13 protein-coding genes and 2 pseudogenes are annotated in these 11,701 nt (G+C 60.4%); 4 read left to right on the forward strand and 11 right to left on the reverse strand.

The genetic code is table 11. The features are described from left to right. The first annotated feature begins 18 nt into the window (after positions 1 to 18). Together DH08_RS32135 and DH08_RS32145 are read left to right on the forward strand one after the other, a co-directional pair. Positions 19 to 456, forward strand: coding sequence for a globin family protein (locus tag DH08_RS32135; protein WP_345892481.1), 438 nt, complete (start codon positions 19 to 21; stop codon positions 454 to 456). Between the two features lie 201 nt (positions 457 to 657). Next, positions 658 to 963: a helix-turn-helix domain-containing protein gene (locus DH08_RS32145; protein ID WP_345892482.1), complete on the forward strand. Its 306-nt coding sequence runs from the start codon at positions 658 to 660 to the stop codon at positions 961 to 963. 42 nt (positions 964 to 1,005) lie between these two features. Here DH08_RS32145 and DH08_RS35895 read toward each other — a convergent pair. The 3 genes and pseudogenes from DH08_RS35895 to DH08_RS32160 form a co-directional block, all read right to left on the reverse strand. Beyond that, positions 1,006 to 1,298: pseudogene (locus DH08_RS35895) on the reverse strand (DUF763 domain-containing protein); the annotation flags it as partial. Between the two features lie 181 nt (positions 1,299 to 1,479). Then, positions 1,480 to 1,758 carry a hypothetical protein gene (locus DH08_RS32155; protein WP_192183247.1) on the reverse strand — a complete coding sequence of 93 codons (279 nt, stop codon included), beginning with the start codon at positions 1,756 to 1,758 and terminating at the stop codon, positions 1,480 to 1,482. Between the two features lie 231 nt (positions 1,759 to 1,989). Next, positions 1,990 to 2,328, reverse strand: coding sequence for a serine hydrolase domain-containing protein (locus DH08_RS32160; protein WP_192183248.1), 339 nt, complete (start codon positions 2,326 to 2,328; stop codon positions 1,990 to 1,992). A 65-nt stretch (positions 2,329 to 2,393) separates the two neighbouring features. Here DH08_RS32160 and DH08_RS32165 point away from each other — a divergent pair, with 65 nt between their 5' ends. After that, positions 2,394 to 3,044, forward strand: a complete 651-nt coding sequence (locus tag DH08_RS32165; protein WP_192183249.1) for a TetR family transcriptional regulator — start codon at positions 2,394 to 2,396, stop codon at positions 3,042 to 3,044. Positions 3,045 to 3,132: 88 nt separating this feature from the next. Here the strand turns inward: DH08_RS32165 and DH08_RS32170 are convergent. The 8 genes and pseudogenes from DH08_RS32170 to DH08_RS32205 form a co-directional block, all read right to left on the reverse strand. After that, positions 3,133 to 3,281, reverse strand: a pseudogene (locus tag DH08_RS32170) (Re/Si-specific NAD(P)(+) transhydrogenase subunit alpha); the annotation flags it as partial. A gap of 149 nt (positions 3,282 to 3,430) precedes the next feature. Next, positions 3,431 to 4,576, reverse strand: coding sequence for a Gfo/Idh/MocA family protein (locus DH08_RS36730; protein WP_192183250.1), 1,146 nt, complete (start codon positions 4,574 to 4,576; stop codon positions 3,431 to 3,433). A 56-nt stretch (positions 4,577 to 4,632) separates the two neighbouring features. Then, positions 4,633 to 5,370 carry an SDR family oxidoreductase gene (locus tag DH08_RS32180; RefSeq protein ID WP_192183251.1) on the reverse strand — a complete coding sequence of 246 codons (738 nt, stop codon included), beginning with the start codon at positions 5,368 to 5,370 and terminating at the stop codon, positions 4,633 to 4,635. Next, complete coding sequence (locus tag DH08_RS32185; RefSeq protein ID WP_192183252.1) at positions 5,367 to 6,179, reverse strand: HpcH/HpaI aldolase family protein; 813 nt, start codon at positions 6,177 to 6,179, stop codon at positions 5,367 to 5,369. The genes DH08_RS32180 and DH08_RS32185 overlap by 4 nt, the downstream gene beginning before the upstream one ends. After that, entirely contained in the window at positions 6,176 to 7,147 is a 972-nt protein-coding gene (locus tag DH08_RS32190) for a phosphoglycerate dehydrogenase (protein WP_246801145.1), read from the reverse strand. Before DH08_RS32190 ends, DH08_RS32185 begins: the two co-directional genes overlap by 4 nt. Before the next feature lie 12 nt (positions 7,148 to 7,159). Beyond that, positions 7,160 to 8,293 carry a Gfo/Idh/MocA family protein gene (locus DH08_RS32195; RefSeq protein WP_192183253.1) on the reverse strand — a complete coding sequence of 378 codons (1,134 nt, stop codon included), beginning with the start codon at positions 8,291 to 8,293 and terminating at the stop codon, positions 7,160 to 7,162. A 219-nt stretch (positions 8,294 to 8,512) separates the two neighbouring features. Then, the gene (locus tag DH08_RS32200) at positions 8,513 to 9,484 is read right to left on the reverse strand and encodes a LacI family DNA-binding transcriptional regulator (protein WP_210328977.1); all 972 of its coding nucleotides are present in this window, start codon (positions 9,482 to 9,484) and stop codon (positions 8,513 to 8,515) included. Between the two features lie 235 nt (positions 9,485 to 9,719). Then, positions 9,720 to 10,688, reverse strand: a complete 969-nt coding sequence (locus DH08_RS32205) for a Gfo/Idh/MocA family protein (protein WP_192183255.1) — start codon at positions 10,686 to 10,688, stop codon at positions 9,720 to 9,722. An 84-nt stretch (positions 10,689 to 10,772) separates the two neighbouring features. Between DH08_RS32205 and DH08_RS32210 the strand changes: the two genes are divergently transcribed. After that, the gene (locus DH08_RS32210) at positions 10,773 to 11,669 is read left to right on the forward strand and encodes a sugar ABC transporter substrate-binding protein (protein ID WP_192183256.1); all 897 of its coding nucleotides are present in this window, start codon (positions 10,773 to 10,775) and stop codon (positions 11,667 to 11,669) included. Positions 11,670 to 11,701 lie beyond the last annotated feature (32 nt).

Raw genomic sequence — 11,701 nt, forward strand, 5'->3', positions numbered from 1 at the left:
TTCGCCATCGCAGCAGTGGTGGATAACTTCAGTGACGCCGTCGTGAAAAACCCTATCGTCGGCCAAAAGTCGAAAAACCGGCAGCTGCGGAAATGGCACACCAAGAACCTCGAGAGGCTGCCGGGCCTCAAGTTCATGCGCACGCTGTGGGTCTGCGACGTTTCTGGCGGCCCGTTCAAGTTCGTGGGCACCAAGCCTGGCGCGACGCCGCTCGGCCTTGAGGAGGCCCACCGGGAACTCCGAATCTCTCCAGCGGAATTCGATGAGGTCGCAGCGGAGCTCGGCAGGACCTTGGACCACTTCAAAGTTCCGAAGCTCGAGAAGGCCGAGTCCTGGCAGCCTTCGCCGCGCACAAATACTCCAGCCGGCTGCCGGTGCCGGCGCCTAACGCCTGCGCATGGAACTGACTCTAGGCTACGGGCGTATATTAGCCAGAGCGTACATAACGTTTTGTGAAAATTTTAGGAGCAGTGGAAATGACAGATGACAAGCGCAAACGTGACTTCCGCGATCGCAACCGGGTCTCCGGCGAGAAGCTTACGAGATCGACTATTTCGCCAAGGCGATGTATCTCACGACGGACCAGGTGCGCGACTTGATCAGACGCCATGGCAATGAACACGCGACACTCGAGCGCGAGGCGAAGAAGCTGAGCCGGTGACGAAACTGTCGGATCTAGGGCCGGACTGGAGGTGTCGGTTGCGAGACCTGACGGCAGAGCAGTCGCGAGCAGCACGGGAGCTATTGAACTGGTCCCGTGTGCGGCTCGGCGCTAAGTCCAATCTTAGCGAAGATACGATCCGCGAGTTTGAGATCGGCCGCAGAATTCCCAGTCCGGGCAGCCTTGCCCGCATACGACAAGCGTTAGAGGCAGCCGGTGTTGTCTTTAACTCTGGAGCACTACCGTCGCTAACCAATCTCTCTGACGGCGAGGCTGGTGTAATCGGTTCCAACGAGATGTAGCGCTGTCTATGTGGTGGTCTAGGACCTGTTCCATGGAGGGAGCACGAGCCGGCTTGCGGTCGCCAATCCCCTGCCGTCGAAGCCGACGCGTTCGCCGATCGCGGCAAGTTCATGCGGAGTTTTGCGCGAATGCGCGCCGCGCCGCCGCAGACATGGATACCAAGCTCGCCGTAGAACGGCGTCAGGCCGCGCTTCAGCGCGCCGACGACACTAGTCGTGATGCCAGTCCATGCCCATCACGGCACCGAAAGATGGGAACCAGAAAGGATGGGCCAAGCGACGCAACAACTCGTCGCGGCCGTAGTGATGATCGATCGCCCGCCAAGACGCGTCATGCGATCGCCGAGCCAGTTCGGCACGCGTCCGCCATGAAGCGGAAGATCCGATCTCGAAGCTAGCCAGCAGTCGGAGTAAATCAGGGGGCCGCACGACCTGTGGCCTGCGCCGGGTGCACAAAACCCCAAAGAAGATACCGAATGCCAGGAAATCGTACCCGCTAGGGATGTTTGCGCGAGATCACGACTCATCCGCTTGCTGGCGCTCGACGAATTTGCTGAAACGGCTGGGGGCTCCATCCTCAGTCATATCCTGGTGGAGGAAAGCTAGGTTGTTTGCGTCCAGTATTCTGAAGAAGTCATCCCATTCGATGGGCTCCAGATCCTCTTCGCCTTGGCCGAAATCGATGCGCAAAATGGCGCCTTTTCCTGAGGTACGCACAACAGCCGGTCTACCCTCCCGCGCTTCCACCCATGCTCGGATCACCTCGTGATTTGTAGTTTTGATAGCTTCGCTCATGGCTGCTGATCCCTTTCTGGTGCGCGTGAATTGACCGTCAATCGGGCCTCCAGTGGCTAACGCGGGTCTCGCGGTGGTCCTCCAGGTGGTGGATTACGCGTCTCAAATAACACCGCCATGGCAAGAGCGTTCCCGCAATGAGGGCTGTCGATTGAGCCATTGCCTCAGTGGAACAAATCCATCGAGCGCCGAGTTTGGCTAAGAGCAGCATCACTGACAGCGAAGAGCGCTTTACACGCCTGGGACCGGCCAGCGGCTGACGTTGTCGTGAAGAGACATGGCACCGGTCTCGACCAGGCGTAGTGCAGCCGCAGAGACGAGCGGTTTCGTGATCGATGCAAGCCGGAAGGTGCCATCCTCCTGCATGAGCACGCCACGTTCGCGATCAGCGAGGCCGGCCGCCCGTCGGTAGATGAATTGACCATCTTTCATGACCAGGACGACCGTCCCGACGATGCGTCTGTCCGCGAGTGCCGCGTCAATTACGGCATCGAGGCGGGATCGGTCGAAGGCGGACGAAAGTCGCTGTAAACTCTCATCTTGCTCGGCGGTCGGGAAACTGGTGGCCAATCGGACGACTCCTCATATATTGAGTGATCGTTCCTGAATGCCACAGCACTGGCAAGAATTCTAGAGTGATCATTGTGAAAAATAGCCCTGATACTTCCCGACCGCGGGGCAGGCCCCGCGCATTTGATCGCGATGCGGCACTTGCAGCGGCGGGGCAGCTGTTTCGCGAGCGCGGCTATGAAGGGACCTCGATTTCAGACCTGACTGAGGCCATGGGCATCACGCCGCAGAGTCTTTATGCGGCTTACAGGTCGAAGGCTGATCTTTACCGGGAAGCATTGCTGGACTATCGCGCAGACGCCGGGGCCTTTACCGGCCAGATCCTTGAAGAAGAAGGCGACGTACATCGCGCATTTGCGCGGGTCCTTGAGACAACCGCCGACGTCTTTTCAAGGCAAGGCGCGCCGCGTGGCTGCATGATCGCGACAGCCATCCTCAATTGCTCCCCCGACCACTCGCCGCTTGCCGCCCATGTGCGTGGCATGCGCGCCGAAACGCTGGACCTGTTCCGTCGCCGTATAGAAAGGGGCATTGCAGATGGCCAGATTGCGCCTGACGTCGACCCGCAGGTTCTTGCCCGCTTCCTCGGAGCGCTGATTCAGGGCATGTCCGTCCAGGCCATCGACGGCGCCACCACCGGAGAGCTGGCAGAGATTGCACGCCTCGGGACCAGCCTGCTCGCCAGGCATCAGGCACACGTACCTCCTGATGAGTGACGGTATCAGGTGCATGACGTCTGGCCTCCGGCCTATATCACCGAATGACCGTCCGGATCAGTGATCCATGGCCTTGACGATCTCTTCCGTCGTCGGGAATGCGCGAGGCCGTGCCGGCGCCGGCTTCGACGACCACGTCAGACCCAGCCCTGCCAGCCGCTTCACCGTATCGGGCGAGGCCGCGACGCGCGGCTCGTTCGCATCGACTTCACGAGGGATGAAAACCGTCTGTCCCACCGCATGATCCTTTCGGTTGGAACCTGTTCGCGCAAGACGCCAGCCGGACCTCCGGCAGCGTCCCTGGCGAAGGATTTCGGAAAGTCTATCGGAGAATGAAGGCGCCCGACGAGATAGCTTCGCAGGGCACGAATGTCCAAGCGAAGCTCTCAGAATACCGTGCGCAAGATCTCACGCGAACCTGAGCTCGCCGACCTGTATGCAGCCTCGATGATTTCTATGACATGACGCGCATGTTCTGGCGAGGCGACCGACTCGCCACCCGTCGATATCACATCGACCAGCTGCATGATGTCTGCAAACACATGTTGTTCCGGGATCTCACGGTGAACGCCCAGGATGTTTGGAAGTATCCATTCGTTCCCGCCAAACCCAGGTCTGGTACCTTTGTCAGGCGCCAGCATGGCCGTGTTACGCCCCTCATACTCATAGAACTCGCCATTTAGCGTCAGGCCCGCGATGGTCCCCTTGGTGCCAAAATAGGTTCCGCTAAAGTCGAGGGAGTTGCGGATTCCTCCCGCTGCCGTGCCGTACACCACCGCAAAAAGACTCTCTCCAAAGTCAAGCAGCATCAGTGTGTTGTCGTCGGCTTCTGTCGGAATAAGCTTTCCATTGAAATTGCGGTCTGAAATACGGACTCCCGACAGGGCAGTGACTGCCTTTGCAGGTCCCAGGATTCCTGTCATACCGTGAAGGGCATATACCGTCATATCATAGAGCGGGCCTCCGCCGGGCTTCCGATAATACCAGGTCGGGTCGATCGGAGTTCGCCCCGGGCCGAAGTCCCGCTCCGGTTCGGCCTCGTGGTAGGTATCGAACGCTGCCCCGCAGATCGCCCAGGCGACATCGCCAATTGCACCGTCCCGGATCATTTCCCGTGTCCTGATATTGTGAGGACGGAGCATCTCGCCCGGAGAAGAAACCATTCGCAGATTTCGCTGCCGTGCCAGATCGATAAGCTCTGTCGCTTCCGCGGTGGTGACGGTCATTGTCTTGTTGAAATGGACATGCTTTCCCGCAAGCAGGGCCTTCTTGCCCTGTTCATAGTGGAGGCCGATGGGAGTCGCGATGGTAATCGCGTCGACATCCGATCGCGCCAGGAACTCGTCGTAAGAGGTAAATGCCTGGGTGATCCCGTACTGGTGTGCAGCTGTCTCGACACGGTCCACCACCGGATCGCACAATGCCGTCAGCAGGACCCTGTCACGAATGTCATCCTGCACAAGATGGGGGATCAGCCCCCGGATGCTTACTGTTCCGACACCCACAACGCCGAACTTCAACGGTTTGACCATCTCGGACCTTCGTCTCTCTGCCTCGGCGTGTTCTGAAAGTTGCCGGAGCGCGGTTCCTAAAGAAGCGTCCGGCCACCATTCACTGCGAACTTCTGGCCTGTGATAAAGCTTGCTTTCGGCGATGCCAGAAAGGCGACCATGTGGGCTATGTCCTCGGGCGTGCCAAAATGGCCGAGGGGCGTGCGGTCGAGATACCAGCTGCGGCTGGCCTCGGGCGCGTCGGCATGGCGTTCAACCGGGATCCACCCCGGCGCGACCAGGTTTACCGTTATTCCCTCCGGGGCGAGCTCCTTGGCCCAGGAGCGCGTCATTGACAGCATCGCTCCCTTTGCTGACGCATAGTTGCCGAAATTCGGGTTGCCGAGCTCGGCAATCTCCGAGCCGATATTGATGACCCTTCCGGACTTGCGAGCGCGCCAGTCCGGCAGCACAAGCTGGAGCAGTTCAAGCGGCGACTTGACGAAGAACTCGAGCTGGTCGAGATACGTCCGCCATGACTGCTCCATCAGCGGCATTTCCGGCTGCGGTCCCGTTGCATTGTTCACGATGAGATCGACCGGTCCGAGAGCGTCGCGTATCTGATCCAGGCCGACACGCAGCTGGTCCCTGTCAACGACACTGAAGCGTGCTGCAAATGCCTTGCCCCCACCCGACTCGATCGAGCGTACGACCTGTGAGGCGCTTTTTTCGTCGCTGGCATAGTTGACTGCCACTGCCCAGCCATCTGCCGCCATGCAGCGGGCCATGACGGCACCCAGTCCACGCGATGCGCCGGTTATCAAAGCTACGTTCATGATCTGGGTTCCATCAAAGAAGTTTCAGTGCCTTGGCGGGTGGAAATGTCGAATGCAGATCGGAGAGAGCGAGCCCCCTCCTGCAGAAAGGTCTGGTCGCTCGACAGCAGGAAGAGGCTGGACCCCAGTGACAGCCAGCCAGGAAGTTCAGAAAGATCCGAGACGAACATGCCAGTGCGCATTCCGGCTTCGGCAGCCTTCCGGCAGATTTCATCGACGGCTTCCAGCACCTGCGGATCTTTGGGGGAAGCAGCTCCCATCGAAATGGTGAGATCAACCCGGCCGATAAACAGACAGTCCAAGCGTTCGATGCGAATGATATCAGACAGATTGTCGAGAGCTTCCCGGTCCTCGATCTGGGCGACTATCACCGTGTCCTCTGTGGAGCGCTCCCGGTGTTCAGCCATCGGTTTGCGTGTGTAGCCTGCCGCACGGGTTGACCCGGCGTAACCGCGCCCGCCAGGACCGAACAAGGCGCTGCGGACCAGCCGGTCGGCCTCTTCGCCGCTGCGGATATGGGGCGCGACAACCCCGACGGCTCCCAGATCAAGGCAGTTCAGCAGGCTGTCGGCCGATGCCGTGCCGGGACGGACAAGAACTGGCATACCGAGAGCACGGGCAGCGAAGATCGACCCGTCCAGGTCACCACGATCGAAAGGTGCGTGCTCGGCATCGAGACACAGGACATCCAGTGTCGAGCTCGAAAGGACTTCAACGACAGTGCGGCTGGGCGTCTTGATCCACGTACCGATGAGCGGCGCGCCAGAACGCAGTCGCGAGCGAAACGCAGGGGCCTGATGTGCGCTCATTGGCTCCCCCGGAGCGAGTCACGATTGACGACCGTGTCGGGCATTCGTCCTGCAAGCACGTCAAGAACGGACTGTGTTGCCGACCCAGTCATGCGCGCTATGGATTCATGGCTGATGCCACCCATATGCGCTGCACAGACCAGATTGGGGACGTTACGAAGGGTATCGGCGCCCGGTGGCTCCGTTTCGAAAACGTCGAGACACGCGCCGCCCAGCCTTCCCTCCCGCAGAGCCTCGAAAAGCGCCTTTTGATCGACTACGGGGCCGCGGGATGTATTCACCAGAATGGCCGTGGGCTTCATCTGGGCAATCGCGGCTGCGGCGATCAGATGATTGGTCTGCGCGATCAGCGGAACATGGAGGCTGACGATATCGGAACGGCCCAGAAGCTCTTCGAAACTGCTGATTTTTTCGGCGCCGGCAAGCGCGTCGACCAGAGCATCGAAAAAGCAGACGGTGACCCCGAAACCGGCAAGCCTGCGCGCCACTGCGCGCCCGATGGTGCCGGCGCCAACAAGCCCAACGGTTTTGCCCGGCAGTTCACCGGGCGTCAATGGACCTACGCGCTCCCAGCGCCCGGCCTTGACCGAGTTGTCCTGCTGGGGAATCTTGCGTACGGCCGAAAGGATGAGCGCCAGCGTGTGGTCTGCCACGGTCTCGGCGTTCATGCCCGGGGTGATTGAAATTGCAATTCCCAGTTCATCAGCCGTGGCGCGATCGATCGAATCGAGGCCGACCCCAACCCGGGCAATTATCCGCAAATCGGGAAGCGCGTGCAGAACCTCGGCTGTGAATGGATCCGTGCTGACGATCGCAGCCGCACAGCCTGCCGCCAGATGCGTCAGCTCGTCTGGCGTCCGGACGCCAAGTTTTGGGGCGAGCACCAGTTCATGGCCTGCATCCACGAGGCATCTGCCTGTGGTCGCGCCGTCGCGATCGAAGCCCGGCCAGCTGACGAAGATACGCATCAGTTTACCCCTTCACTCGTCTACGCGTCGGTAGGAGATGTCGACGCGCTGACCGAGGTTGGCGGCCCTGATCGCTGCATCAATGATTTCGGAGCAGTAGTAGCCATCGCGGAACGTTGCTCCGATCGGAGCAACCTCGTGCAACCCGGCAATCGCACCCAGAATGTGAACGGCCTCATGGCTGAATGTGTCTACCCAGCCAAGCGGATGGCCCGGCGGAAACCAGTTTGACTGGTAGGGATCAGCGCTTCGTATGACCGGGATTGTGCGGAAGGCCTTGTCGGCTCCGGCAACACGCAGCTCATTGAGACGCTGCATTGAAAACGCTATCGAGCCTTTCGACCCGTCGACCTCGATCCTGCTTGTAACAAGATGACCGCCAGCGACCCGTGACGCCTCGACGACGCCGAGCGCGCCGTTGTCATAGTCGAACAATGCTGCAAACTGGTCGTCCGTCTCGATCCGTGCGCCATTGCTTGCAGCGCCGACCTTTATCCTGGTAACGGCCTGCACGGACGTCGGGTCTGCATTCATCAGGAAGCGTGAGAGATCGATGTGGTGCGCCCCGAGATCGGCGAGCGCTCCCGCACCTGCGGCCTGCCTGTCGTCGCGCCAGCTTTTTTCGCGTTTCTCGTCGAGAGACGAAGAGACGAGAAACTGCGACCGGTAATGATGGATTTCGCCGATCTCGCCGGAGCGGATGATCTCACGTGCAAGCTGCAGTGCTGGAAAGAAACGGTAGTTGTAGGCGCACATATGCCTGACGCCTGCCTTGTGGGCCGCATCCCACATCGCAAACGCGTCGTCTGCGGTTGGGCCAAGCGGCTTCTCGCAAAACACATGCTTGCCAGCTCGGGCCGCTGCGATCGTCGGCTCGACATGCAGCGCATTTGGCCCTGAATTGTCGAACAGCTGGATCCTGTCGTCGGCCACGATATCGCGCCAGTCCGTGACACCCTGTTCCCATCCAAGCCGACTTCTGGCTGCTTCGAGTTTTTGCGCATCGCGCCCGTAGAGCGACACGAGCCTGGGACGAGGCACGGCTTCCGGAGCAATGAGAGGCACATCGCGGTAGCCAAGCGTGTGTGACTTGCCCATGAAGGCGTAGCCGATCATGCCTATGCCAATTTCGTTCGATCCGGCCATTCCGAGGGTCCTGTTTTCCGCAGTCTTGTCCGCCGCAAACCGATCATGTCGAGCGCGCATTCTAAAAATATGAATAGCTATGCAAAGTCAAGCCGCATCCGGACACGGGCGCAGGATTTTTGCCTCAGCTGGAGTATCGCCGTAGCGATTCTGACAGTCCACGGGGCCCCACGCCGGATGGAGGCGGGTCAGCCGGCCGGGATCGGGAAGACGGCCGGGCTAGCGTGCAGTCGACCTGCGTTCGCAAAGCGTTCCGGGAACGAGGCGTAACCTGCCGCCGCCAGCGGTGCCCTCCTGCCAGCGCTGTTTGAGCGCGGCGATGGCTGCGTCCACCATATCCGCTCCATTCTGGCGGACCGTGGTCAATGAATAGGACGGCCAGCTCGAAAATGTCGCATCGTCGAAGCCGGCAATCATGACGTCTTCAGGAATGCGCAGGCCATACTCGACGCGGGCGCATTCCATTGCCCCGATTGCAGTCAGGTCATTTGCGCAGAATACCGCGTCCGGCCGGCTGTCTCCCGCAAACAGGGTACGGGCGGCCTCATAGCCGCCTTCGTAGTGGAAATTGCCTTTTACGATCTCGACATCCTCGACACCCAGCTCTTTCAGGCGCCCGACAAATCCCTGCTCCCGATCTGTATTGGCCAGCGTCTCATTGCCGGCGATGTACGCGAATCGCGTCCCGCCTTTCTGGAAGAGAAGATTTGCAATCAGCCTGCCGCCTTCGACATTGTCGCAGCAGACGGCAGAAACCCACTTGTTCTGCTGCCGTCCGTTGAGCAGGACGATGGGAATACGCATCTGGGCGCACTCGTCGGCAGCGTCTTTGGACATTATGGACAGCGCCGAGATGATGCCGTCAACGCGATAGCGCATGATCAGGGGAATGGCTGCGTCGAAATACTCGTTATGATCGACGAAGAACACCAGGACCTGATAGCCCTGCGCCTGAAACTGGCGGGTGAACTGCTCGAAGATGTTGGCATAGTAGGGATTGTACATTCCGCCAATGACGATGGCGATCAGCTGCGAACGATGCGTGACTAGGATGCGCGGAAGGATGCTTGGCTGGTAGCCAAGCTCACGCGCTGCCGCGATCACTTTCTCGCGCGTCTTTTTGCTGACGCTGGCACCCGGCGTAAAGGCGCGCGATACTGCCGACTGCGACACGCCGGCCAGCCGCGCCACGTCGATCGACGACGGCTGCACCCTGCCGCGGCCATCAGGGCCGCCAGCCGCATCTAGCAATGTCGGCAGCTTGCTGCCGTTTTCATCGTCCTGCCGCACACCAGACTCCGCCCCTGAATTGCAATGCACAAGCAGGCAGGTTAGCGACAATGTGCGCCATCGACAATGTCACGTTCGCAGCTGTGGACAGAGTATGGGGGCTGGCCCCCGGTCGAGGCGATCGCAGATCTGACCGTCATCGTGCACCCTCGACCACCCGCTCCACCAGGTCGAAGGCCATCAGGCCATCCGCGAGGCTGCAGATGGGCTCGCCTCCGCATCGCAGAAGATCCGCGAGATGGTCAACCTCGGCCTGATAGGCATCGCGATAGCGCTCCTGGAAGCCTGCATCGCGACGGTCCAGCAATGTGCCTTCAGCCGAATCCTGGCGGACGCAGGTCACCCTGGGATCATCACAGACAAGGCGGCCGGCGGACCCGAAGACCTCAAGCCGCTGCTCGAAACCATGCACGGCCCGGCGGGTCGCCGAGATATGGCCTACCGGACCATCATCCCATTCCAGCTGCAGTGACACGGTGTCGTGGTCCCCGATCCCGGCGAGGCCGGGGTCGACGTTCCTGTCCAGGCGGGCGTGAACGTGGTCAGGCTGGCGTCCTACCAGCCAGAGGAGTTCGTCAAGGTCATGGACCACCATATCAGCAACGATACCGCCCTGATGCGCCGTGACGGTCCGATCCGGCAGGGAGACGTCCCGGCTCAGCTGGAGGATGTGTTCGATTTTGCCGATGCCGCCAGCCGCGATCCGGCTCCGGACCTCACGCCGCATGGGATCAAAGCGCCTGTGAAATCCCAGTATGACTGGCAGGCCGGACCTGCCCACAAGGTCAATTGCCGACTCGATGGAGCCGCGATCACGGGCGATGGGCTTTTCACACAGCGCCGGCAGACCGAGATCGACGGCCATCGCCAGATAGCTGACATGCGTGTCTGTCGGTGAGGCGATGACGATGGCGTCGGGCACTACTGCCCCTGCGGCCTCGCCCAGCGTGGGAAAGCAGGGCAGGCCCCAGTCTGACGGCAGACTGCCAGGTGCAAGGGTATCGACGAAGCCGGCGAGCTCCAGCCACGGACTGCGGTGAACGGAGCGGGCGTGCACGGCAGCTATTCTTCCGGTTCCCACAACGACGATCCGGTACTTGCGCATGGGTCAACTTTTCGATTGATTTTCAAGTGGCAGGCATGTAGCACAAAGATAAATGAATAGCTATGCATTTGTGGGTTTCCCGGCATGCGACCTAAACGACTGAAGTTCTACGCGATCACCCACGACATCCTCGGCGACGTGTTCTGGGATGTCTTCCGCAGGGGACTTATGGACGCTGCGGAGCGCTATGATGTCGATGTCGAGCACCTGAGGCCTGGCAAATTCTCGCCCGAGATCCAGGCGGGCCTTATCGAGGGAGCCATGCATGCGCAGCCGGATGGCATCATCTCCACCATTCCGCGCGTGGACGCAGTCGACGCGCCGCTCCGTGCCGTCATCCAGCGGGGCATACCGGTAATAGCAATCAACGCCAGGGACCCGCGGCCGCAAGGCGAACGCATTCCCTATCTGTTTTACATTGGCGGCGACGATACCAATGCGGGCCGCCTGGCTGGCAACTATCTGATCGGCAAGCTTTCGCCGAAAAGCGGAATGTGCGTTGATCATTACCTGCATGACCACATCTGCCATTCCGATCGCTATCAGGGTTTCGAACAGGCTTTCGGGACTAAGGGCCTGAGGTCAGACCGGCTGCGTGTGCCTGGTGGCGATGCGGAAGCCTGCGCGCGGGCCGTCGCAGAATACCTGACCGAGAATGCCGGCGTGGACGCTGTGCTCACACTTGGTCCTCCAGGAGCACAGGCGGTCATTGACGCCCGCAAACTGGTCCCCCACGAACGTCAGTGGGCCCACATGACGTTCGACATTGCCCAGCCCCAGATCGATGGCATCCGGTCTGGCGACATTGTCGCCACGATCGACAGCCAGCAATATCTGCAGGGTTATCTTTCGGTGCAGCAGATGTGGCTGCACGTGGCGCAGGGCTTCACGATGGCTGACGACATCTACACCGGCCCGGCCATTGTCGACGCTTCCAATATTGATGCTGCGGAAGACGGCGTAAGGCGGGGTATCCGCTGACCCCGGCTTCCGCAGATTCCTCGCACCGAAAA

The sequence above is a fragment of the Mesorhizobium amorphae genome (genome assembly GCF_014843845.1).
Taxonomy (GTDB): Bacteria; Pseudomonadota; Alphaproteobacteria; order Rhizobiales; family Rhizobiaceae; genus Mesorhizobium; species Mesorhizobium amorphae_A.

Bases quoted from the DNA above. Each gene is read 5' to 3' on its own strand.
- DH08_RS32205 (WP_192183255.1), bottom strand. From the start codon at position 10,688: ATGCGCAAGTACCGGATCGTCGTTGTGGGAACCGGAAGAATAGCTGCC.
- DH08_RS32180 (WP_192183251.1), bottom strand. From the start codon at position 5,370: ATGAACGTAGCTTTGATAACCGGCGCATCGCGTGGACTGGGTGCCGTC.
- DH08_RS32155 (WP_192183247.1), bottom strand. From the start codon at position 1,758: ATGAGCGAAGCTATCAAAACTACAAATCACGAGGTGATCCGAGCATGG.
- DH08_RS32195 (WP_192183253.1), bottom strand. From the start codon at position 8,293: ATGGCCGGATCGAACGAAATTGGCATAGGCATGATCGGCTACGCCTTC.
- DH08_RS32190 (WP_246801145.1), bottom strand. From the start codon at position 7,147: ATGCGTATCTTCGTCAGCTGGCCGGGCTTCGATCGCGACGGCGCGACC.
- DH08_RS32185 (WP_192183252.1), bottom strand. From the start codon at position 6,179: ATGAGCGCACATCAGGCCCCTGCGTTTCGCTCGCGACTGCGTTCTGGC.
- DH08_RS36730 (WP_192183250.1), bottom strand. From the start codon at position 4,576: ATGGTCAAACCGTTGAAGTTCGGCGTTGTGGGTGTCGGAACAGTAAGC.
- DH08_RS32210 (WP_192183256.1), top strand. From the start codon at position 10,773: ATGCGACCTAAACGACTGAAGTTCTACGCGATCACCCACGACATCCTC.